The organism is Pseudomonas shahriarae (genome assembly GCF_014268455.2).
Taxonomy (GTDB): Bacteria; Pseudomonadota; Gammaproteobacteria; order Pseudomonadales; family Pseudomonadaceae; genus Aquipseudomonas; species Aquipseudomonas shahriarae.
Window position 1 is genome coordinate 5,171,634 of sequence record NZ_CP077085.1, and the last position, 22,881, is coordinate 5,194,514.

Annotated in this window: 23 protein-coding genes and 1 other RNA gene; 4 read left to right on the forward strand and 20 right to left on the reverse strand. The window is 60.8% G+C overall.

Translation table 11 applies throughout. The features are described from left to right. Positions 1–5: 5 nt before the first annotated feature. From HU773_RS23030 to rsmI, 15 genes are all read right to left on the reverse strand, one after another. Positions 6–872: a cell division protein FtsQ/DivIB gene (locus HU773_RS23030; RefSeq protein WP_057438185.1), complete on the reverse strand. Its 867-nt coding sequence runs from the start codon at positions 870–872 to the stop codon at positions 6–8. Positions 873–876: 4 nt separating this feature from the next. Next, positions 877–1,848, reverse strand: coding sequence for a D-alanine--D-alanine ligase (locus HU773_RS23035; RefSeq protein WP_057438183.1), 972 nt, complete (start codon positions 1,846–1,848; stop codon positions 877–879). Continuing rightward, entirely contained in the window at positions 1,845–3,296 is a 1,452-nt protein-coding gene (murC, locus tag HU773_RS23040; protein WP_057958505.1) for a UDP-N-acetylmuramate--L-alanine ligase, read from the reverse strand. The genes HU773_RS23035 and murC overlap by 4 nt, the downstream gene beginning before the upstream one ends. Next, the gene (gene murG, locus HU773_RS23045) at positions 3,289–4,359 is read right to left on the reverse strand and encodes an undecaprenyldiphospho-muramoylpentapeptide beta-N-acetylglucosaminyltransferase (protein WP_057438181.1); all 1,071 of its coding nucleotides are present in this window, start codon (positions 4,357–4,359) and stop codon (positions 3,289–3,291) included. The genes murC and murG overlap by 8 nt, the downstream gene beginning before the upstream one ends. Beyond that, positions 4,349–5,572 (reverse strand): putative lipid II flippase FtsW, encoded by a 1,224-nt coding sequence (gene ftsW / locus HU773_RS23050; protein ID WP_057958504.1) that lies wholly within the window; start codon positions 5,570–5,572, stop codon positions 4,349–4,351. Before ftsW ends, murG begins: the two co-directional genes overlap by 11 nt. Then, a complete protein-coding gene (murD, locus tag HU773_RS23055; RefSeq protein WP_169989508.1) occupies positions 5,569–6,915 on the reverse strand; it encodes a UDP-N-acetylmuramoyl-L-alanine--D-glutamate ligase in 1,347 nt (448 codons plus the stop codon). The genes ftsW and murD overlap by 4 nt, the downstream gene beginning before the upstream one ends. A gap of 6 nt (positions 6,916–6,921) precedes the next feature. After that, complete coding sequence (gene mraY, locus HU773_RS23060) at positions 6,922–8,004, reverse strand: phospho-N-acetylmuramoyl-pentapeptide-transferase (RefSeq protein ID WP_057958502.1); 1,083 nt, start codon at positions 8,002–8,004, stop codon at positions 6,922–6,924. Beyond that, positions 8,004–9,374: a UDP-N-acetylmuramoyl-tripeptide--D-alanyl-D-alanine ligase gene (locus HU773_RS23065; protein ID WP_120734128.1), complete on the reverse strand. Its 1,371-nt coding sequence runs from the start codon at positions 9,372–9,374 to the stop codon at positions 8,004–8,006. Before HU773_RS23065 ends, mraY begins: the two co-directional genes overlap by 1 nt. After that, positions 9,367–10,830, reverse strand: coding sequence for a UDP-N-acetylmuramoyl-L-alanyl-D-glutamate--2,6-diaminopimelate ligase (locus HU773_RS23070; RefSeq protein WP_057438177.1), 1,464 nt, complete (start codon positions 10,828–10,830; stop codon positions 9,367–9,369). Before HU773_RS23070 ends, HU773_RS23065 begins: the two co-directional genes overlap by 8 nt. After that, entirely contained in the window at positions 10,830–12,572 is a 1,743-nt protein-coding gene (locus tag HU773_RS23075; protein WP_162947807.1) for a peptidoglycan D,D-transpeptidase FtsI family protein, read from the reverse strand. Before HU773_RS23075 ends, HU773_RS23070 begins: the two co-directional genes overlap by 1 nt. Next, on the reverse strand, positions 12,572–12,865 hold the full coding sequence (gene ftsL / locus HU773_RS23080; protein WP_057438173.1) for a cell division protein FtsL: 294 nt from the start codon (positions 12,863–12,865) through the stop codon (positions 12,572–12,574). Before ftsL ends, HU773_RS23075 begins: the two co-directional genes overlap by 1 nt. Next, on the reverse strand, positions 12,862–13,809 hold the full coding sequence (rsmH, locus tag HU773_RS23085; RefSeq protein ID WP_057958499.1) for a 16S rRNA (cytosine(1402)-N(4))-methyltransferase RsmH: 948 nt from the start codon (positions 13,807–13,809) through the stop codon (positions 12,862–12,864). The genes ftsL and rsmH overlap by 4 nt, the downstream gene beginning before the upstream one ends. After that, entirely contained in the window at positions 13,806–14,261 is a 456-nt protein-coding gene (gene mraZ / locus HU773_RS23090) for a division/cell wall cluster transcriptional repressor MraZ (RefSeq protein ID WP_003171868.1), read from the reverse strand. The genes rsmH and mraZ overlap by 4 nt, the downstream gene beginning before the upstream one ends. A 354-nt stretch (positions 14,262–14,615) precedes the next feature. Continuing rightward, positions 14,616–14,969, reverse strand: an RNA gene (gene rnpB, locus HU773_RS23095) — RNase P RNA component class A. A 95-nt stretch (positions 14,970–15,064) separates the two neighbouring features. Beyond that, positions 15,065–15,937 (reverse strand): 16S rRNA (cytidine(1402)-2'-O)-methyltransferase, encoded by an 873-nt coding sequence (rsmI, locus tag HU773_RS23100; protein WP_057958498.1) that lies wholly within the window; start codon positions 15,935–15,937, stop codon positions 15,065–15,067. Positions 15,938–16,156: 219 nt separating this feature from the next. On the opposite strand from rsmI, the gene HU773_RS23105 reads away from it, so the two are divergent. From HU773_RS23105 to HU773_RS23120, 4 genes are all read left to right on the forward strand, one after another. Then, positions 16,157–17,968, forward strand: coding sequence for a penicillin-binding protein activator (locus HU773_RS23105; RefSeq protein WP_120734129.1), 1,812 nt, complete (start codon positions 16,157–16,159; stop codon positions 17,966–17,968). After that, entirely contained in the window at positions 17,968–18,339 is a 372-nt protein-coding gene (locus tag HU773_RS23110) for a YraN family protein (protein ID WP_120734130.1), read from the forward strand. The genes HU773_RS23105 and HU773_RS23110 overlap by 1 nt, the downstream gene beginning before the upstream one ends. Positions 18,340–18,443: 104 nt before the next feature. After that, positions 18,444–19,037: a phosphoheptose isomerase gene (locus HU773_RS23115; RefSeq protein ID WP_057438165.1), complete on the forward strand. Its 594-nt coding sequence runs from the start codon at positions 18,444–18,446 to the stop codon at positions 19,035–19,037. Continuing rightward, on the forward strand, positions 19,034–19,615 hold the full coding sequence (locus HU773_RS23120; protein WP_057958495.1) for a BON domain-containing protein: 582 nt from the start codon (positions 19,034–19,036) through the stop codon (positions 19,613–19,615). Before HU773_RS23115 ends, HU773_RS23120 begins: the two co-directional genes overlap by 4 nt. 68 nt (positions 19,616–19,683) lie before the next feature. On the opposite strand, the gene HU773_RS23125 is transcribed toward HU773_RS23120, so the two are convergent. The 5 genes from HU773_RS23125 to cydX all read right to left on the reverse strand — a co-directional run bounded on the left by HU773_RS23125 (position 19,684) and on the right by cydX (position 22,871). After that, positions 19,684–20,445 carry a YiaD family glycine zipper/OmpA-like lipoprotein gene (locus HU773_RS23125; protein WP_029297808.1) on the reverse strand — a complete coding sequence of 254 codons (762 nt, stop codon included), beginning with the start codon at positions 20,443–20,445 and terminating at the stop codon, positions 19,684–19,686. A gap of 988 nt (positions 20,446–21,433) precedes the next feature. Beyond that, complete coding sequence (locus HU773_RS23130; RefSeq protein ID WP_057958592.1) at positions 21,434–21,814, reverse strand: rhodanese-like domain-containing protein; 381 nt, start codon at positions 21,812–21,814, stop codon at positions 21,434–21,436. Between the two features lie 198 nt (positions 21,815–22,012). Continuing rightward, positions 22,013–22,453 (reverse strand): group II truncated hemoglobin, encoded by a 441-nt coding sequence (locus HU773_RS23135; protein ID WP_057958494.1) that lies wholly within the window; start codon positions 22,451–22,453, stop codon positions 22,013–22,015. 11 nt (positions 22,454–22,464) lie between these two features. Next, the gene (locus tag HU773_RS23140) at positions 22,465–22,752 is read right to left on the reverse strand and encodes a cyd operon YbgE family protein (protein WP_057958493.1); all 288 of its coding nucleotides are present in this window, start codon (positions 22,750–22,752) and stop codon (positions 22,465–22,467) included. After that, complete coding sequence (gene cydX, locus HU773_RS23145) at positions 22,749–22,871, reverse strand: cytochrome bd-I oxidase subunit CydX (protein ID WP_081044185.1); 123 nt, start codon at positions 22,869–22,871, stop codon at positions 22,749–22,751. The genes HU773_RS23140 and cydX overlap by 4 nt, the downstream gene beginning before the upstream one ends. Positions 22,872–22,881 lie beyond the last annotated feature (10 nt).

The window sequence follows — 22,881 nt, forward strand, 5'->3', positions numbered from 1 at the left end:
TCTTCTTAATTCTTCGCGACAGCGGGTTGCGCTGCCGTGGGCGCAGCCGGTTCGCGCCAGCTAACGGCCAGGCCGTTGGCGTAACGCAGGTCGATGCTCGCAATGTTCGTAATCTGTTCTTTCAGGGTTTTGTCGTAGATGGCGATAAAGCGGCGCATCTTCTCCACCAAGTGGTCGCGTCCCAGCAACAACTCGATGCCCGGGCCGGAACTGCCTGCCCCGGTGGTCAGGAACCAGCTGCCCCGCTCGCGCAATTCCAGGCGCGCAATGGAGAAGCCCAGTGGCCGCAGCATCTGGCTCAACGCCTGGTACTGCTGCATCACTTGTTGTTGCGCCCGTTGCGGCCCGAACAACTGCGGCAAATGCTCGTAGTTGGCCAGCTCACGCGGGTTGAACGCCTGGCCCTGGTTGTTCAACAGCGCTTCGTCACCCCAACGGGCCACGGGCAGTTGTTCTTCCAGGCGGATCGTCACTTGATCCGGCCACACGCGCCGTACTTCGGCGTGGGCAATCCACGCCATCTGCTCCAGTTCGGCACGCATGCCTGCCAGGTCGATGGTGAAGAAGCTCGCCGCGACAAAAGGCGCGATCCGCTGCTGCACCGCTTGCTGGCTGATGTAGCTCAAGTCGCCCTGCACGCTGATCTTGGTGATGGGGCGGTCGGCATACGGCAACAGGCGCTGCGCACCTTCATAGGTGCCAAAGCCCAACGCCACCAACAGCACCGGCCAGAACAGGGCCTTGAGAAAACCAAAGTTGGCTTTCGGCAGGCGCGCCGACATCGGCTCTTTAGCCACCATTCGACTGGCACCACGCGGCACCGGCTTGCGGCCGGGAGCGGGTGGCTGATGGCGAAGCGATGCGCCTTGCATGGTCTTAACCTCGTGCCTCTTCATTACCGGCCACATAACTGGCGGCCAGGATCGCCAGCACCAACTGCTGGAAGTCCAGGCCGGCTGCGCGTGCAGCCATGGGGACCAGGCTGTGGTCGGTCATGCCCGGTGCGGTGTTGACTTCAAGGAACCAGAAGTTCCCCTGGTCATCCTGCATCACGTCTGCCCGCGCCCAACCGGCGATACCCAACGCCTCACAGGCTTTCGCTGTGAGGTCCATCAATTCCTGCTCTTTGGTTGCATCGAGGCCGCATGGGATCCGGTACTGGGTATCGGAGGCCAGGTACTTGGCGTCGTAGTCGTAAAAGGTATGGGGGGTGCCCAGCGCGATAGGCGGCAATACCTGGTCACGGAGGGTCGCGATGGTGAATTCGGGACCGGAGATCCACTGTTCCACCAACACTTGCGAATCGTAGGTACTTGCCGCTTTCCATGCGTCGATCAATTCGGCGGCCGAGTTCACTTTAGCCATGCCGATACTGGAGCCTTCATGGGCTGGTTTGACGATCAAAGGCAGGCCCAGTTCCTTGGCCGCAGAAATACAATCGTCTTCGCTGCACAAAACGCTGTGACGCGGCGTCGGAATGCCCAGGCTGTGCCACACCTGCTTGGTGCGCAACTTGTCCATGGCCAGTGCCGAGGCAAGGATGCCGCTGCCGGTGTAAGGGATCCCGGCGCACTCCAGCAGGCCCTGCATGCTGCCGTCTTCACCGCCACGGCCGTGAAGAATGATGAAGGCTCGGTCGATCTTCTCGGCCTGCAGGCGAGCGAGGAAGTCATCGCCCACGTCGATACCAAAGGCGTTCACACCGGCACTTTGCAGCGCTTGGAGCACAGCATTGCCGGACTTGAGCGACACTTCGCGCTCAGCGCTCTTGCCGCCGAACAGTACCGCCACGCGGCCGAAGTCGGCAGGCGCGATGGTGGAGAACAGGGAGCCGTAGTTGGTGGTCATTTCGACTTCCCCTGGGCAGGCGCGGCAGCAAACAGCGGGCTCGCGAGCAATTTAGGGGCAAGGCCGCCGATATCACCGGCACCCTGGCACAGCAAGATGTCGCCGGCACGCAACAGCGGCTTGACGACCGGCGCCAGGTCCACGCCGCGCTCGATATAGATCGGGTCCAGTTGCCCGCGCTGACGGATGCTGTTGCACAGCTTGCGGCTGTCGGCGCCGGGGATCGGTTCTTCACCGGCCGGGTAGACTTCCATCAACAGCAGCACGTTGGCATCGGCCAATACATTTACGAAATCGTCGTACAGGTCACGGGTGCGGCTGTAGCGGTGCGGCTGATAGACCATCACCAGGCGACGCTCCGGCCAGCCACCACGCACGGCCTTGATCACGGCCGCGACTTCGGTCGGGTGGTGACCGTAGTCATCCACCAGCATCACGTCGCCGCCGTCTACCGGCAGGTGGCCGTAGACCTGGAAGCGCCGGCCCACACCGGCAAAACCCGACAGGCCTTCGACGATGGCTTCATCGCTGACGCCCTCATCGGTGGCGATGCAGATGGTCGCCAGGGAATTGAGCACATTGTGGTTGCCCGGCATGTTCACCGAGACGTCCAGCGGCTCGCGATCCGGGCGCAACACGGTAAAGAAGGTCTGCATGCCTTGCTGACGTACATTGATCGCGCGCACGTCGGCGTCTTCGCTGAAGCCATAGGTCACGGTCGGACGCTTGACCAGCGGCAGGATTTCGCGCACTACCGGATCGTCCAGGCACACCACGGCCAAACCGTAGAACGGCAGGTTATGCAGGAACTCGACGAAGGTTTTCTTCAACTTGTTGAAGTCGCCGTCGTAAGTCGCCATATGGTCGGCGTCGATATTGGTGACCACGGCCACCAGCGGCTGCAGGTGCAGGAAGCTGGCATCGCTTTCATCGGCTTCGGCAATCAGGTAACGGCTGGTACCCAGTTGTGCATTGGTACCTGCTGCATTCAGCCGGCCACCGATCACGAAGGTCGGGTCCAGGCCGCCGGCGGCAAATACCGAAGCGATCAGGCTGGTGGTGGTGGTCTTGCCGTGGGTACCGGCGACGGCGATGCCGTGACGGTAACGCATCAGCTCGGCCAGCATCTCGGCGCGGGGCACCACGGGAATACGGCGTTCAAGGGCGGTGGCCACTTCCGGGTTGGAGGTGTTCACGGCACTGGAGACCACCAGTACATCGGCCTGCGCGGCGTTCTCGGCACGGTGGCCGATAAAGATCTGTGCGCCAAACGATTCCAGGCGCTCGGTGACCGGCGAGGTCTTGAGGTCGGAGCCGGAGACCTGGTAACCCAGGTTCAGCAACACCTCGGCGATCCCGCACATGCCCACGCCGCCGATACCGACGAAGTGGATGCGACGGATACGGCGCATTTCCGGTTGCGGCATGGCTTTTTGATTCTCAACCATGGGCCACCTCCAGGCAGATATCGACCACGCTACGGGTGGCGTCGGGTTTGGCCAGGCGGCTTGCAGTGCTCGCCATGCTGTTCAGTCGTTCGGGTTGCATCAAAACCTCAGTCAGGCGTGCGGCCAGATCGGCGGCGCCAGTCGTTCTTTGCGGCAGCAGGAAGGCAGCGCCCTCCCCGGCCAAATATTCGGCGTTGCGGGTCTGGTGATCGTCGATCGCATGGGGCAAAGGCACCAGCAAGGACGGCAGACCGGCAGCAGCCAGTTCACTGACGGTCAACGCACCTGCGCGACAGACCACCAGGTCGGCCCAGCCATAGGCATGGGCCATGTCTTTGATAAAAGGCTCTACAGTCGCCTCGACACCGGCCTCGCGATAGCGGGCGGCAGTCACTTCATCGTGGTTCTTGCCTGCCTGATGGAAAATCTCGGGACGCAGTTCCACAGGCAGTTGCGCCAGCGCCTCCGGCAGCAGCTTGTTCAGCGGTTCGGCGCCCAGGCTTCCGCCGAGGATCAGCAGGTGCGCCTTGCGCCCGGTCAGGGCCTGGCGGGCAATGTCCATAAACAGCTCGGTACGCACCGGGTTACCGGTGGTGCGGCGCTTGTCCATGGCTGCAAACGTATTCGGGAATGCCTCGCAGACTCGCGCCGCCAATGGCGCCAACAGGCGGTTGGCAGTACCGGCCACAGCGTTCTGCTCGTGGACGATCACCGGCACACCGGCCAATCGCGCGGCCACACCGCCGGGACCGGTGACATAGCCACCAAAGCCCAGCACACACACCGGCTTCAACTCACGGATAACCTTGCGCGCCTGCCACACCGCCTTGAGCAACACGAACGGCGCCTTGAGCAGGGACAATTTGCTTTTGCCGCGCAGGCCGCTGACGTTGATCAGGTGCAGGGGCAAGCCGGCCGCCGGAACCAGTTCATTTTCGATGCCACGGGGCGTACCCAGCCAATGCACGGTGTAGCCGCGGGCCTGGAACTCACGGGCACAGGCCAGCGCCGGGAACACGTGGCCGCCGGTGCCGCCCGCCATGATCAGCACGTTAGCGCCCATGGGTCGGCTCCTCGGCAAAATCGCTCTCGCTGAATTCCATCTCTTCGCTGCCCAAATGGGTTCGACTCTCCCACTCGATACGCAGCAACAAGCCGAGACAGGCACAGCAGATCACCAACGAGCTGCCGCCATAACTGAGGAACGGCAGGGTCAGGCCCTTGGTCGGCAGCAGGCCGACGTTCACACCGATGTTGATCAGGAACTGGCCGATCCACAGGAAGGCCAGGCCGTAAGCCACATAGGCGGCAAAGAATTGTTTGGCTTTCTCCGCCCACAAGCCGATGTACATGGCCCGCACGCAGACGAACACGAACAGCCCGACGGTGGCCAGGGAGCCGACCACGCCCAGCTCTTCGGCGAGTACCGAGAACACGAAGTCGGTATGGGCTTCCGGCAGGTAGAACTGCTTCTGCACGCTGTTGCCCAGGCCCACGCCCAGCCACTCGCCGCGACCGAAGGCGATCAGCGCCTGGGTCAGCTGGTAGCCGGAGCCGAACTGGTCAGACCAGGGGTCGGTAAAGGTGATCAGGCGCGCCATCCGATAGGGTTGCGCCTGCACCAGGATCGTCACGGCCGCCACGGCGAGCCCGACCATCAGGGCAAAGCGGAACAAGCCCACCCCGCCGAGGAACAGCATCGCAGCAGCGGCGCCCATCATCACCACGGTGGCGCCGAAGTCCGGCTCCATCAGCAACAGACCGGCCATGGGCAGCAGCACGATGAATGGCTTGAAGAAGCCCATCCAACTTTCCCGCACTTCTTTCTGACGACGCACCAGGTAGCCCGCGAGGTAAATCACCACGAACACCTTGGCGATTTCCGAAGGCTGCACGTTGAAGGCACCGAAGCCAATCCAGCGCATCGAACCGTTCACCTCACGGCCGATGCCGGGGACGATTACCATCACCAGCAGGCCGAAGGCACCGAGCAGCATCAGCCAACCCAGGCGCTGCCAGGTGGCGATAGGAATCATCATGGTGACGATGCACGCACCGAGGCCGATCACCAGGTAAATCAGGTGGCGGATCATGTGGTACAGGGTGTTACCCGACTGTACGGCGGCCACTTCCGAGGAGGCCGAGGTGATCATCACCAGGCCCAGGCCCAGCAGCGCCAGGCAACCGGCGAGCATCGGGAAGTCGAGGTCGATCCCGCGCCCGGTAATGATCGGCGACGGGTACGGCTTGATAATGTTCTTCAGGTCCAGACTCATGCCAAGCCCTCCACGGCACGGGCGAACAATTGGCCGCGCTCTTCGTAGTTCTTGAACATGTCGAAACTGGCGCACGCCGGCGACAGCAGCACGGCATCGCCGGGCTGGGCCAGGGCGCGGCATTGGGCGATGGCGTCGTCCAGGGAGGTGGCGCGCACTTGCGGCACTGCGTCGCCCAGGGCAGCGGCGATCAAGTCGCTGTCACGGCCCATCAGCACCACGGCACGGCAATGAGCAGCCACCGGGCCCTTGAGGTCCTTGAAGTCGGCACCCTTGCCGTCGCCACCGGCGATCAGCAGGAGTCTGCCGTCGATATCGGCACCCAGGCCTTCGATGGCGGCCAGCGCGGCGCCGACATTGGTGGCCTTGGAATCGTTGTAGTAACTCACGCCATCCAGGTCGCGCACCCACTGGCAGCGGTGCTCCAGGCCGGCAAAGGTGCGCAGGCTCGACAACATCGCGTCGAACGGCAAGCCGACCGCATGCCCCAACGCCAGGGCCGCCAGGGCATTGGACTGGTTGTGGGCGCCACGGATCTTCAGTTCACGGACCGGCATCAGGTTCTGGAATTCGAAGGCCAGGTATTTCTCGCCATTCTCTTCACGGATACCAAAGCCTTTGAAATCGGGTTTGCTCAGGCCGAAGGTCCAGCATGGCAGGCCCTCGCCCATCAGCGGACGGCTCAGGGCATCCTGGCGATTGACCACCACTTGCCGCGCACCACGGAAGATCCGGTGCTTGGCCAGGTGATAAGCCGGCAGGCCGCTGTAGCGGTCCATATGGTCTTCGCTGACGTTCAACACGGTGGCCACTTCGGCGCCGAGTTGATCGGTGGTCTCCAGCTGGAAGCTCGACAGCTCCATGACATACAGCTCGATATCGTCGCTGAGCAAATCCAGCGCCGGCGTACCGAGGTTACCGCCCACGGCCACGCGCTTGCCGGCCGCAGCCGCCATTTCGCCGACCAGGGTGGTGACGGTGCTCTTGGCGTTGGAACCGCTGATCGCGACGATGGGCGCCTTGGCGTTACGCGCAAACAGCTCGATATCGCCGGACAACTTCACGCCACGCGCCGCTGCCGCTTGCAGGGCCGGGGTCGCCAGGGCCAGGCCGGGGCTCACGTAGAGCTCGTCGGCACGGCACAGAAACTCGACATCCAACTCGCCACAACGCACTTCCACGTGCGGGTAGTCACGGCGCAGCGTGACCAGCTCCGGTGGATTTTCCCGCGTATCGGCCACGGCAAACGACGTGCCCCGGTTCGCCAGGAAGCGAACCAGGGACATGCCGCTCTTGCCGAGGCCGACAACGATGCGGAAGTGGTCTGAAGCGATCAGGGACACTCGTTTCTACCTCAGTTTCAGGGTGGCAAGGCCAACCAGCACAAGAATCACGGTGATGATCCAGAAACGGACGATCACCCGTGGCTCCGGCCAGCCCTTGAGTTCAAAGTGGTGATGAATCGGCGCCATGCGAAACACGCGGCGACCGGTCAACTTGAAAGATGCAACCTGGATCACCACCGACAGGGTCTCCATCACGAACACGCCGCCCATGATGAACAGGACGATTTCCTGGCGCACGATCACGGCAATGGTGCCCAGGGCAGCGCCCAGCGCCAGGGCGCCGACGTCGCCCATGAACACTTGGGCCGGATAGGTGTTGAACCACAGGAAGCCCAGTCCGGCACCGATCAGCGCGCCGCAGAACACAATCAATTCACCCGCGCCCGGTACATACGGGATCAGCAGGTATTCAGCGAATTTCACGTTACCCGACAGGTAGCAGAAGATGCCCAGGGCGCCGCCCACCATCACCGTCGGCATGATCGCCAGGCCGTCGAGGCCATCGGTCAGGTTGACCGCGTTGCTGGAGCCGACGATCACGAAATAGGTCAACACCACGAAGCCAATGCCCAACGGGATGCTGGCATCCTTGAGCATCGGGAAAATCAGGGTGGTTTCCACCGCGCTCGGCGCAGTCATATAAAGAAAGATCGCCGCGCCCAGGCCGAACACCGATTGCCAGAAATACTTCCAGCGGCTTGGCAGCCCCCTGGAGTTCTTCTCGATTACCTTGCGGTAGTCATCGACCCAGCCGATGGCGCCGAACAGCAGGGTCACCAGCAACACCACCCAGACATAGCGGTTGGCCAGGTCGGCCCAGAGCAAGGTGCTGATGCCGATGGACGACAGGATCAACGCGCCGCCCATGGTCGGTGTGCCGGACTTGGACAAGTGCGACTGCGGGCCGTCATTGCGCACGGACTGGCCGATCTGCAGGTTTTGCAGAGTACGGATCATCCATGGCCCCAGAAACAGCGACAAACACAGCGCGGTCAGCACACCCAGGATCCCGCGCAGGGTCAGGTACTGAAAGACCGCGAAGCCTTTGTGGAACTGTTGCAGATACTCAGCCAGCAGCAGCAGCATTAATGTTTCTCCGTACTTGAGCCACACAAGGCCGCGACGACGTTTTCCATCACCGCGCTGCGCGATCCCTTGATCAAAATGGTTGTGTGTTTGTCTTGTTCGGCTACGCCCAGCGCCTGGATCAACTCGGCCTGGCTCGCGAAGTGCCGCGCGCCCAAACCAAACGCGGCGACGGCGTGGGCCATGTTCGGGCCGACGGCGTAGAAGGCGTCGACCTTGCCACTGGCGTAGGCACCCACTTCGCGGTGGGACTGTTCGGCCCAGTCGCCCAGCTCGGCGATATCACCCAGCACCAGCACCTTGCGACCGTCAAAGCCTTTGAGCAGGTCAATGGCCGCGCAGATCGAGGACTGGTTGGCGTTGTAAGTGTCATCAATCACGCGCATGCCGTTGCTCGCCAGTTGCGCCACGGTGCGCCCCTTGACCGGTTGCACTGCGCCCAGGCCGGTAGCAATGCCGAACAGCGACACGCCCAGGGCGTAGGCAGCGGCGGCGGCGGCCAGGGCGTTGGCAACGTTGTGGTTGCCCAGCAGGTTCAATTGCACGTGCTCATCACCTTGCGGGCTGTGCAGGGTGAAGGCCGGGCAGCCACGGGCATCGAGCGTGATGTTCGAGGCATGGAAGTCCGCCGCGGCGTTGTGCACGGCGAAGCTCAAGACCTTGCGCCCGGCGGCACGTACACGCCAGGTTTCGAAGGCCTTGTCATCGAGGTTCAGGACTGCGGTACCGGAAGCGTCCAGTCCCTCAAGGATTTCACCCTTGGCCTGGACGATCTTCTCGGGGCCACCAAACTCGCCAACGTGGGCAGTGCCCGCGTTGTTGATAATGGCGACGTGCGGCCGGGTCATGGCTACGGTGTAGGCAATTTCGCCAATGCGCGACGCGCCCAGCTCGATCACGGCGGCGGTATGTTCCGGCGCCAGTTCAAGCAGGGTCAGCGGTGCGCCGAAATCGTTGTTCAGGTTGCCACGGGTCGCCAGCACCGGCCCGCGCGTGCGCAGGATACCGGCAAGCAGTTCCTTGACCGTGGTTTTGCCACTGGAGCCGGTGATCGCCGCCACCGGATTGGTGAACGCCGCGCGGTTCAACGCGCCCAATTGACCCAGGGCCAGACGGGTGTCGGCCACCAGCAACTGCGGCAGTGTCGCGTCAGTGACTTCACGCTGCACCAAGGCACCGACCGCGCCTTTGGCGGCCACCTCATTCAAATAGTCATGCCCGTCGAAGCGCGGGCCGGCCAGGGCGACAAACAGTTGCCCCGGCTTGATGTTGCGACTGTCGATACTGACGCCGTCGAAGCTGCAATCGCTCGACAACACACGGGCCGACAAGGCCTGAGTCAGTTCGCTGAACTGCATGGCCTTAAGCATGGGCCACCTCCCACGCGGTCAAGGCGCGATCGGCCTCGACCAGATCGGAGAAGGCATGGCGTTCGCCGTTGATTTCCTGGTAGTCCTCATGGCCTTTACCGGCCAGGACCACCACATCGTCAGCGCTGGCGCTGGCGATCAATTGGGCAATGGCCGCGCCGCGACCGGCGACGAAGCTCACCCGAGAGGCGTCTTGGAAGCCTGCGCGGATATCATCGAAAATCTGGCTTGGCGCTTCGCTGCGCGGGTTGTCGTCAGTCACCAGCACACCATCGGCCAGGCGCTCGACGATCTCGGCCATCAGCGGGCGTTTGCCGCGATCGCGGTCGCCGCCGCAGCCGAACAGGCACAGCAACTTGCCCTTGGCGTGAGGGCGCAGGGCTTCGAGAACTTTTTCCAGGGCATCCGGGGTGTGGGCATAATCGACCACCACCAGCGGCTGCGTCCCGCCCCCCAGGCGCTGCATACGCCCGGCCGGGCCTTCAAGCTTGGGCAATACACGCAGGATTTCGTCCAGGGCGTAATCCAGGCCCAGCAAGGCGCCGATGGCCGCGAGGACGTTGCTCAGGTTAAAGCGACCGAGCAAGGCACTGCGCAAGTGGTGCTCGCCCTGGGGCGTGACCAGCGTCGCGAGTACACCTTCATCATTGAACTGGGCTTCGCGGCAATACAGGTAGGCGCTGGAGTCTTCCAGGCTGTAGCTGATCAGGCGCGCTTCGCTTTTTTCTGCGGCCAGTTGGCGCCCGAATGCATCATCGAGGTTCACGACGCGGCACTTCAGATCGGTCCAGCCGAACAGCTTGGCCTTGGCGGCGGCGTACGCCTCCATGCTGCCGTGGTAGTCCAGGTGGTCGCGGGACAGGTTGGTCATCACTGCCACGTCGAACGCCAGGGCGGTGACCCGGCCCTGGTCCAGGCCATGGGACGACACTTCCATGGCCACGGCCTTGGCCCCGGCCTTTTTCAAGTCGGCCAGGGTCGCCTGCACGGCAATCGGGTTCGGTGTGGTATGCAGTCCGCTTTGCAGCGCGCCATAGAAACCGGTGCCCAGGGTGCCAACGATGCCGCAGTGCTGGCCCAGCAGATCCAGCGCCTGGGCCACCAACTGGGTGACACTGGTCTTGCCGTTGGTGCCGGTGACGCCAATCAGGTTGAGCTGGCGGCTCGGGTCGCCATAAAAACGCCCGGCGATATCCGACAACTGCGCCGCCAGGCCCTTGACCGGAATCAACGGCACATCGGTAATCGGTAATACAGTGGCGCCTTCGACTTCGTAGGCCACCGCCGCCGCGCCGCGCTGCAGGGCGTCGGCGATATGGGCACGACCATCGAACTTGCCGCCCGGCACAGCCAGGAACAGGTCGCCAGCACGTACGTTACGGCTGTCCAGACTCAGTTCGCGAATCAACAGATCGCGGCCAGCGTGGGCGAAAATCTTGTTCAGGCTAAGAGACATCAGCCGCGCCCTCCATTGGCTTTTACAGCAGCGACCGGTGGTCCGGCGTTGGCTTGTTGGGTCGGCGGCAGGTTGTCCGGCGTGATGTTCATCAAACGCAGGGTGCCGGACATGACTTTGCTGAATACGGGGGCCGAGACCAGGCCACCGAAGTAGCCGGCTTTGCTCGGCTCATCAATGACCACGACGATGGCGTAACGCGGATCGCTCATCGGGCCGAAGCCAGCGAACAGCGAGCGGTAGGAGTTTTCGGCATAGCCCTTGGTGCCCACCGACGTCTTCCGTGCGGTACCGGACTTGCCGGCCACGTGATAGGCCGGGACCTGGGCACGGAACACGCCGCGTGGCGCCTCGATCACTTGTTGCAGCATGGTCTGCATGGTCTTGGCGACGTTTTCCGGGATGACCTGTTCGGATTTCGGCGCTTCGTCCAGGTGGATCAGGCTCAACGGCGTCATGCGGCCATTGTTGGCCAGCACGGAAAAGGCGTGGGCCAGCTGGATCGCGGTCACCGACAGGCCATAGCCATAGGACAAGGTCGCGGTCTCGGCCTTGCGCCACTCACGGTAGTTGGGCAGGTTGCCGACGCGCTCGCCCGGGAAGTCCAGGCCGGTAGGCTGGCCCAGGCCGATCCTCTGCGCCAGGTGGTAGATGTTTTCGCCGCCGATATCAAAGGCGATTTTACTCATGCCGACGTTACTGGAGTTGATCAGGATGCCGGTCAGGTCCAGCACCGGGCCTTCGCTGCGGGACACGTCGCGAATGGTGTATTTGCCCAACTGCAGGGTGCCCGGATAGACCTCGACCTTGTCGGTCGGCTTCCAGCGCCCGGATTCCAGGGCCGCACTCATGGAGATGGCTTTCATGGTCGAACCCGGCTCGAACACGTCGATCATCGCGCGATTGCGCATCATCGCCGGTTGCAGGTTGCGACGGTTGTTCGGGTTGTAGGTCGGCTGGTTGACCATGGCGAGGATCTCGCCGGTCTTCACGTCCATGATCACCAGGCTGCCGGCCTTGGCGCCGTTCTCGATGATCGCATTGCGCAGCTCGCGGTTGGCCAGGTACTGCAGGCGCAAGTCAATCGACAACGCCAAGGGCTTACCGGCCTTGGCGTTTTTGGTGACCTGGACATCCTTGATCAGTCTGCCGCGCCGATCCTTGATGACCTGCCGCTTGCCGGGAACCCCGGCCAGCCACTCGTCGTAGGCCAGCTCCACCCCTTCGCGGCCATGGTCATCAATGTCGGTGAAGCCGACCATGTGGGCAGTGGTCTCGCCGGCCGGGTAGAAACGCCGAAATTCCTCGATGCCGTAGACACCGGGGATTTTCAGGTCGAGCACGCCTTGACCCTGTTCCGGGGTCAGGCCGCGAACCAGATAGATGAATTCTTTGCTGGCCTGGGCTTCAAGACGCTCTTTAAGGGCCTTGGGATCCTGGCCGAGGGCGTGGGCCAGCTCGGTCCATTTGTCCTTGAACCCTTGCAGTTCCTTGGCGTTGGCCCACAGCGTAGTCACCGGTGTACTGACAGCCAGGGGTTCACCGTTACGGTCGGTGATCAGCCCGCGGTGCGCAGGAATCGGGATATGACGCAGGCTGCGGGCATCGCCCTGGCCGATCAGGAAGTCGCGATCCACCACTTGCAGGTCGACGATGCGCCAGACAATCGCACCCACCATCAACGCGAGCAAGCCCAGCACGACGCGGAAGCGCCACGGGTAGAGTGCGCCTTCGAGTTTCATCATGGCGCCACCATGCGGACTTCCGCCGCGCCAGGAATGTGCATCTTCAGCTGTTCGGAGGCCAGCACTTCGATGCGGCTATGGGCCGTCCAGGTGCTTTGTTCAAGAATCAACCGGCCCCACTCCGCCTGGGCCTTGTCGCGCACACTCAATTCGCCGTACAGGCTATTGAGCAGCTGACGGTTCCAGTGGGCGCTGTAGGACACCGCAATTGCAGACACCAGTACGCCGACGTACAGCAGCATCATAAAGAAGCTGCCGCCCGGCAGGGGCTTGGCGAAAAGCTTGCTCACCGCAACTTCTCCGCAACACGCATGACGGCGCTGCGAGCACGTGGGTTGGCCTTGAGTTCGGCTTCGGAAGCGAACTGCGCTTTGCCATGGATTTTGATTTTCGGCACAAAGGCTTCGAAACGTACCGGCAGGTTGCGCGGCAGGTTGTCGGTTTCGCCCTTGACCAGACGACGCATGAACAGTTTGACGATGCGGTCTTCCAGGGAGTGGAAGCTGATCACCACCAGACGACCGCCCACTTCCAGGGACTCCAGGGCAGCCTCGAGGCCAGCCTCCAGGTCGCCCAGTTCGTTGTTGACGTGAATGCGCAGGCCCTGGAATGCACGGGTCGCAGGGTTCTTGCCCTTCTCCCATGCCGGGTTGGCGACTTTCAGCACTTCGGCCAGGTCGGCGGTGCGTTCGAACGGCTGGATTTCCCGGCGCTCTACCACGGCACGGGCCATGCGGCCGGCGAAACGCTCTTCGCCGTATTCCTTGAATACGCGGGTGATTTCTTCGTGGGGCGCGGTGGCGATGAACTGCGCGGCGCTGATGCCACGGCTCGGGTCCATGCGCATGTCCAGCGGACCATCATTCATGAAACTGAAACCGCGCTCAGGGTCGTCCAACTGCGGCGACGACACGCCCAGGTCCAGCAAAACCCCGGCCACCTTGCCCGCCATGCCCCGCTCGGCGACTTCCGCGCCCAACTCGGCAAAGCTGCGCTGCACAACGACAAAGCGGCCGTCTTCGGCCGCTAGCGCTTGCCCGGTGGCAATCGCCTGGGGATCCTTGTCGAACCCGAGGAGTTTGCCCTCCGGGCCAAGCTGGCGGAGGATCAACCGGCTATGCCCGCCGCGCCCGAACGTGCCATCCAGATAGCAGCCATCAGGGCGCACGGCGAGAGCCTCGACGGCTTCGTCAAGCAGCACGGTGATGTGGTTAAAGCCGCTATCAATAGTCACAGGATCAAATCACGCAGTTCATCAGGCATGGCGCCCGGTTGTTGAATAGCAGCCAGGTCAGCTGCAGACACAGCATCCCAGGCATCTTCGTCCCACAATTGGAACTTGTTCAGTTGGCCTACCAGCATCGCGCGCTTATCCAGCTTGGCGTATTCGCGCAGACGCGGTGGAACCAGGAAACGACCACTGCCATCGAGTTCGAGGTCGACGGCATTACCAATCAGCAGGCGTTGCAAACGGCGGTTTTCTTCACGCAACGAAGGCAGAGCGCGCAACTTGGTTTCAATCAACTCCCACTCATCGAGGGGGTAAACACACAAACAAGGGTCAACGGCATCAATCGTGATGATTAACTGCCCGGAACTTCGCGAAATGAGCTCGTCACGATACCGGCTCGGCATGGCGAGACGGCCTTTTGCATCGAGACTGATAGCGTTAGCTCCGCGAAACACAGGTGCGTTTCTCCAAATTTTAGCGTTTTACGTTCAAAAAACCCACTTTGTGCCACTTTCCGCCACTTGCGCACACTATAGGAATGCGCCTACCACACCGTCAAGGCGCGGATTAAAGGAAAAGCCTTACAGAACGGAGATTTAGGAGCGTAAAAGGAGGAGAAACGAGAGTTCGACGATGTTTTTGACTCAACAAACGCAAATAGCTCAAAGAGCTAGAGCTTGAACTTAAAGTAATTTATTAAGAGTAAGATTTTTTCGGTATTACGAAGACGCATCTGCCAATGATTTGGCAGGGAGGGATTCTTGCGCTACTACCTGGTTTCTGCCCGAGACTCGTGCAGAGGGAAAAAGGTGGAGAGTCGATCTATAAGCCGGGTTCTGTCTTGAACAGTCATTCGTCTACGATGGCCATCACTGGACATCTTTAGCAACCTACCCGGTTCCAGCGCGGGCCACGCCTTGGAACCCTATTTGGTCTTGCTCCAAGTGGGGTTTACCTAGCCACGAACTGTTGCCAGTCGCGCGGTGCGCTCTTACCGCACCTTTTCACCCTTACCGGCACCGAAGTGCTTAGGCGGTTATTTTCTGTGGCACTTTCCGTAGGCTCACGCCCCCCAGGCATTACCTGGCACTTCGCCCTATGGAGCCCGGACTTTCCTCCCCCCCCTAATTTTCATAGAGGGCAGCGACTGTCCAATCGACTCTCCGCCGCGAAGGTTAACGGCACGGCGGCCTTAGAACAAGTATTAAAAGACAGCATTGCCATCATGTTCCGACGCCGTGCAGGTTAAACCCTGGAACTATTCGCTCTTTTGCTTATCAAGCGCGGCCTGATACAGCACGTTCTTGCGCACACCGGTGATTTCTGCGGCCAGGGCTGCGGCGCGCTTGAGTGGCATTTCCTTGAGCAGCAGGTCCAGCACGCGCATGGCTTCACTGCCCACGGCATCTTCAGTCTCTGGCGCGGCCCAGCCCGCGACCAGCACGACGCATTCGCCACGCTGCTGATTGCTGTCACCCTCGACAAACGCGCGCAGCTCTTCCAGCGGCAGGCCCTTGAGGGTTTCAAAAGTCTTGGTCAGCTCCCGTGCCAGCAAGGCCAGGCGTTCGCCACCGAAGACCAGCTCCATATCTTGCAGGCACTCGAGGATACGGTGCGGCGCCTCGTAGAAGATCAGGGTGCGCGGCTCTTCCTTTAACAGTTCCAGACGCGCCCGGCGCCCCACGGCCTTGGCCGGCAGGAAACCTTCGAAGATAAAGCGGTCGGACGGCAAGCCCGCGGCTGACAAGGCGGCAATCAACGCACACGCCCCGGGAACCGGGACTATATTGATGCCCGCCGCCCGGGCCTGACGGACCAGGTGGTAACCAGGGTCGGAGATCAATGGCGTACCGGCATCGGAAATCAACGCCACGTCATCGCCCGCGAGCAGGCGGGTAATAAAGCGACTGCCCTCGTCACGCTCATTATGCTCATGGCAGGCCGCCAGGGGCGTGGTGATGCCAAAGTGCTGCATCAGGCGCAGCGAGTGCCGGGTGTCTTCCGCCGCAATCAACTTGGCTTCGCGCAACACTTTCAGCGCCCGTGCGCTGATGTCGTCCAGGTTGCCAATGGGCGTCGCCACCACAAAAAGCGAGCCAGCAGTGGAATTCAAAGGACCTGGAGCAGTCAAAGCGCACACCTCAAAGATTGGCAAAAGCCATATTGTAGCGCGTAGACGTCAAGAAAATGCGCCAACGGGGTCGTGTCCATCGGGTCTGTTTGCTGCGGTTACTGACGCCCTGCAACATTTAAACGATCTAAATAGACGGTTTCACGCCAGTAACATCGCGCCCGGGCCAGTGCTTGGGTACAATTCCACGCTAATTTGATCGGTATCAGGAACACTTACATGATCGCTTGCCTGCGGCTGTTCTCCGCCCTTTGCCTGGCTGCCCTGTTGGCGGCTTGCGCAAGCTCGCCCTCGTCAAGCCTTGGCGAACTCCCACGGACCCCGGATGCCACCATCGAGCAACTGCTCGAACAGGCGACTTCGGCCAAGACTCCAGAAAAAGCTGCACTGCTGCGCCTGAGCGCAGCGGACATGGCCTTCCACCAGAACAATCCTGGGCGCTCCGCGCAGATCCTCGCGCAAGTGCCGCTGGACAGCCTCAAGCCGGCCGCCCAGGTCTTCGCCAGCACCTTGACTGCAGAACTGGCCATGGGCCGCAACCAGCCCAAGGCTGCGTTGACCGCGCTGAGCCATCCGAGCCTGCAAAACCTCAAGGAGTTGCCGCCGGAACAACAGATCCGCACTGGCAGCGTGCATGCCCGCGCCTATGAAGCCGACGGCCAGACCCTGGCCGCCGCCCGCGAACGCGTGGCCATGGCCCCGTTGCTGACGGGCGATGCTGCCGCCAGCAACCACGAAGCCATCTGGAGCCTGATTGCCGCCGTACCTGGCGAGCAGTTGCAGGCCAGCGGCAATCCGGTCCTCGACGGCTGGATCAGCCTGGCCCAGGCCGTGAAGAACGCCGGCACCCTGGAGCAGCAGCAAGCCGCCATCGACACCTGGCGCGTGCAGAACCCTGCGCACCCGGCGGCGGTGCAACTGCCGACGCCGCTGACCAAGCTCAAGGAACTGGCCAGCCAGCCGCTGAATAAAATCGCCCTGCTCTTACCGCAGCAAGGCCCGCTGGCCAGCGTGGCCAGGGCCCTGCGCGAAGGTTTCATGGCCGCGCACTACCAAGCGCAACAGGCCGGGCAGAAGCCACCTGTCATCGAGTTCTATGACAGCTCGCGCGTCAGCTCCATCGATGAGTTCTACAAAAAGGCCCAGGCTGATGGCGTGCAACTGGTGATCGGCCCGCTGGAGAAGCCGCTGGTCAAGCAACTCAGCGCCCGCTCGCAACTGCCCATCACCACCCTGGCCCTGAACTACAGCGAGGGCGACCAAGCCCCTGCGCAACTGTTCCAGTTCGGCCTGGCTGCCGAGGACGAAGCCCGTGAAGTGTCGCGCCGTGCCCGCGCCGATGGCCTGCACCGCGCAGCGGCCATGGTGCCGAAAGGCGAATGGGGCGACCGTGTGCTCAAGGCCTTCCGCCAGGACTGGGAAGCCAACGGCGGCACCCTGATCGGTGTCGAACATGTCGACCAGCCTGTGGCCCTCGCCCAGCAGATCGCCGACCTGTTCAAGCTGCGCCAGAGCGAAGGCCGCGCCAAGAGCCTGCAAAGCACAGTCGGCACTGACATCGCGGCACAGCCATCGCGTCGCCAGGATATCGAGTTCATCTTCCTCGCCGTGACACCGCAACAGGCCCAACAGATCAAGCCGACGCTGAACTTCCAATACGCGGGCGATGTGCCGGTATATGCCACTTCCCACGTGTTCAGTGCCAGTGGCGACAAGAACCAGTACAACGACATGAACGGCATTATGTTCTGCGAAACGCCGTGGCTGCTCAACACCACCGACCCGCTGCGCAATCAGGTTGCTACACAATGGCCACAAGCCAATGGCAGCCTGGGCCGCCTCTATGCGATGGGTGTGGACGCCTACCGCCTGGCGCCACGCCTGGGTCAACTCAAGGCGCTGCCCGACACCCGCATCGACGGCCATTCCGGCAACCTGGGCATGAGCCCGAGCCAACGGATCGAACGCCAGATGCCGTGGGCCAAGTTTGTCAGTGGCCAGATCGAACGCTTGCCCGATACCCCGCGCTGATGCCCCCACGCTCCAGCGCAAAAACCGGCAAGGATGCCGAACAACAAGCACTTGAACACTTGCAGCGACAAGGTCTGCGCCTGCTGGCGCAGAACTGGTTGTGTAAACGCGGCGAGCTTGATCTGGTCATGCTTGACGGCGATACAGTAGTATTTGTCGAAGTCCGCTACAGAAAATACGCACAATGGGGTGGTGCGCTCGCCAGTATCGACGAGCGCAAACGTCAAAAGCTGATACTCGCCGCGCAGTTTTTCCTGCTCAGTGAACATCGCTGGGCCGACTCCCCCTGCCGTTTCGATGTGGTTGCCATAGAAAGCAGCCCGCACGGAACCGCTGGTCTGAACTGGCTGCGCAACGCCTTCGACGGCTGAGCGCCACCGGCACAGATCGGACATCTTCACCGCACACTTTTGCTCTTTGCTTTGCGGGCTGCACATTCGTGTGCCATACAGCCGCGCTACTTAAGGTCACACAGATGGACATGCAATCCCGAATTCGCCAGCTTTTCCAGGCCAGTATCGATACCAAGCAACAGGCGATGGACGTACTTGCACCGCACATCGAGCAAGCCAGCCAGGTCATGGTCAACGCCCTGCTCAACGAAGGCAAAATGCTTTCGTGCGGCAACGGCGGTTCGGCCGGCGACGCCCAGCACTTCTCCTCCGAGCTGCTCAACCGCTTTGAGCGCGAGCGGCCGAGCCTGCCGGCTATCGCCTTGACCACCGATTCGTCGACGATTACCTCGATCGCCAACGACTACAGCTACAACGAAATCTTTTCCAAACAAATCCGTGCCCTCGGCCAACCGGGCGATGTGCTGCTGGCGATTTCCACCAGCGGCAACTCGGCAAACATTATTCAAGCGATCCAGGCCGCACATGATCGCGAAATGATTGTCGTAGCATTGACCGGGCGCGACGGTGGCGGCATGGCTTCACTGCTGCTGCCCGAAGACGTGGAGATCCGCGTCCCGGCCCATGTCACTGCACGTATTCAGGAAGTCCATCTGCTGACGATCCACTGCCTGTGCGATCTGATCGACAGCCAACTGTTCGGGAGTGAAGAATGACCGTTAACCGCCTCAGCCTTATGGCCATCACGCTGTGCCTCGCTATCAGCGGCTGCACCTCGGCCATCACCGCGACCCGCGACTCCCCTATCCAGGACGACCGCGGCACGCGCACCTTTGGCAGCAAGATCGATGACTCGCTGATCGAGACCAAGGTCGGCGTCAACGTCGCCAAGGCCGCCACCGACCTGGGTAACGGCGCATCGCGCATCGTCGTGACCAGCTTCAACGGCATCGTGCTGCTCGCCGGGCAAACCCCGCGCGCCGACCTCAAGACCCAGGCCGAGCAAGCTGCTTCGACCGTGCAACGGGTCAAGAAAGTCCATAACGAATTGCAGGTCGCACAACCCATCACCCTGCTGGCAATCAGCAATGATGCTGTGCTGACCACCAAGATCAAGGCGCAGATGCTCACCGACAGCGCGATCCCCGGCTCGCGGATCAAGGTGGTGACTGACAACGGCATCGTCTACCTGATGGGCCTGCTGACCCAGCAGGAAGCCACCCGCGCCACCAACCTGGTCCAGGGTGTGTCCGGGGTACAGAAAATTGTGAAGCTGTTCGAATACATCGACTGATGTAATCGCCAGCCAATAAAAAGGGCGCCGTGCATTGACTGCACGGCGCCCTTTTTATTGGCTGGCGGTTACTGGTACTGCTGGTACGGATTGCCCTGGAACTGGTTGTTCTGCTGCTGTTGCTGCGCAGGCTGGCCGTACTGCTGACCCGGGATCGGGCCGAGGTTGACCTCGACACGACGGTTCTGCGCACGACCATTGACATCAGCGTTGCTGGCAATCGGGTTATCCGGGCCGGCACCACGGGTGGTCAGGTTGGTCGGGCTCACACCTTGGGAGGTCAGGTAGTTGGCCACGCTTTGCGCACGCCGTTGGGACAGGTCCATGTTGAGCTGGCGGCTGCCGGTGCTGTCGGTATAGCCGACAATCTGGATGGTGTTCTGGTTGAACTGCTTGAGCGACCCGGCCAGGTTGTTCAAGGGGGTGTAGAAGCTGCTGGCGATAGCATCGGAGTTGGTGGCAAACGTGATGTTACCCGGCATGATCAATTTGATCTGGTCACCCTGGCGCTGCACCTCGACGCCGGTGTTGGCCATGCTTTCCCGCAGTTTCTTTTCCTGCTGGTCAGCGTAATAGCCGTAACCGGCAGCGCCGATACCGGCCACGGCGGCGCCGATCAGCGCGCCCTTGCCACGGTTGTTGTGGTCAATGGCTGCACCGGCCAAGGCACCCGCCAGCGCGCCGAGGCCGCCGTACTTGGCGGTTTTGCTCATGCCTTGTGAACCGTTGTCCGCCTGTCCCTGGCTGCCATCGTAAGGGTTAGGGGAAGCACAGCCCGACAATAGGGCTACCGCGGTAGCAACAACAAGCAGACGACGCGAAGTGAACATGAGGGAAGCTCCTACTTTTGCATTCTGTGATGCAGAGGACATTGGCAATGGACCTGTGCCGAGTTTGGAACGCGACAAACGGCAAAAATTCCGTGCTCCGCCGCGCACCTGTGACAAAAGATAAACACCGGCACGCTCACCTAAACCCTAGCAGAGCCTTGCCCTGTCAGGCCCTGACAAACACCCTTATATCAATTACATCACCATACATCGAGATTCAGATCTCAAGAGCAAGGCTCTCATAACGGCGTACAACGCGTGCCCCCCCCTCATGCCTGGCGCGCCACAGCACGCGATCAGTGGTTTTGAAGCGGCGGCACTTCTCGAAATGAGCTAACAGTTGCCTGAGCACGCTCACAAGCATCACGTAGCACCAACGCTCATAGATTTCCTAGGTGGGACTGATCCATAAAGACTCCTCCCCGACCGCTCTACTGATACCAGAGCGCAGGGCATACCGGTCGTAACGGTAGGCCCGCGCGTAAGCCGGATGGGCGGAGATCACATTCAATCCTGCCGCAGACAGACGCCGAGACTTCAGGTGTCTGAATGGCTGGTCACGCTCCAGAAGCTCAAGCTTTTGTTGCAACGCGGTCAGATACCCAATCCGTCGCTCCAAGCGTGGCGTCAATGGCGAGCGAGTTTCACTAACACGGGTCTTGCTCGCCACTGTCGCTAGAGCACTGCTGACCTTCCGGCACCGGACAGTATTAGCCCCTTGGCTTGGTGCATACAGGCGTAATGATAGAACGAGCATGAAATACAGCGCCTACTTCCCTCAGTCAGTTCGAAGTCTGCTGCAGCGACCATTGATACCCGTATAGCGGCGGGCGGAACATGTCAAAAACTGTAAAAAAATTTGATTATGACATACTGGCATCACTTAGACTAAACCACTGGCGATTCGATTTCTTTGTCAGGATTAACGCGCAACGATCCCCTGCCTTGAATTGCACCACTAACACGTAATCCACTTGAACATAAGATATTAATCAAAGGTTGGCAGGTGCGGAACTGCAATTGGTTTCTCTTCACTGATCCAAGCATCAAATCCGCCCATGATCGACTTGACATACAGATAGCCCATATTTTTCATTGACGCGGCCGCTAGTGCGGCACGGCCACTTGTCTTGCAATAAACTACAACTTTAAGCTCTCGAGAACTGAGGGCACTGTCGTTAGTAAGTTTAAATTCCAGCATGCCGCGCGAAGCATGTATCGCGCCTGAAATGTGTCCAGCAGCATACTCGTCCGCTTCGCGCACATCGATAAGCACATCTGCATCCTGGATAGCCTGCTCTGCGTCCTTGATGGAGACCTCTTCAATCAGTGCTTTTGCCTCAGTTACTAGGTCATGGGCAGTTTTTATCATGATATTTTTAAAAGTCCAATTAAGTGAGGTGATTACTTCTGTTTGGTGAGACAGCATTGGAAAACCATCTGGGCATAGATACGCACCATCAGAAAGTTCAGACTGAAGAACATCTATCAAACTGCTCTCACAAGCAGCAGGTAAAGCCAATTAAAAACATTGCGATTGTGCGGATACTGAAAGTAGACGCAACGTTCAGACGGGTGCCGCAATACCTGCACTTTGCCCATCAGTATTAATCATATGATCGGCCATTTCGGAAAACATACGTTGTAGCTTGCTATTTAGCGCTATGTCATTCACCTGTTCATCAATTGCCTGACGCATGCACAGCATCCATTCGTCGCGCTCAACAATACTGACTGCAAAGGGCGCATGTCGCATGCGCAGACGCGGGTGGCCGCGCTCCAGTTGGAACAGCGGCGGGCCGCCAAACCAGCCGCTGAGGAACTTAAATAGACTGTCAGCACTGTCGGCGAGGCTCAATGGATGCATCAGGCGCACCACTCTCGCTTCAGATAGCGTATCCATCAGCTCGTAAAAGCGGTTGACGAGTTTACGGACGCCTGATTCCCCCCCTAACTGGAGATAAGTACTAGCGCCTTCTTTATATTGGTCACTCAATAGCTCAGTCATATCGTCGGTCCTCAATGTAGAAACTTTGCCCAACCAGCAAGCGCAAGTGCCGCAAAGCAGGTCCAGCCTGAGAAAAGCCAACGCCAGACGAGCATCCGCGGGACAAAACCCACACCTCTCACGAAGGCCACACTCATGGCCGCAAACAACGCAGTAGCCAGCACATGGTCAGCTTTCCCATCGGGGGCTGCCATCATGGGGGGATACAGCGTACATGCGAGCATGATCGCCACAGCGATAAGCAAACTCAGCAAATTAATTTGTGAGGATGGTGGAGCGTTAGCAACACGCGGCATCATGTCCGCGTCTCCTCATTGTCACTCAAGGCTCGGCCGCCCTCGTTCTCACCCCACATCGCATTCAATATAGCCAGTAGCAATGCAAAACCGACTCCCAGCATCCAGGCGAAATACCACATAGTCTTTACT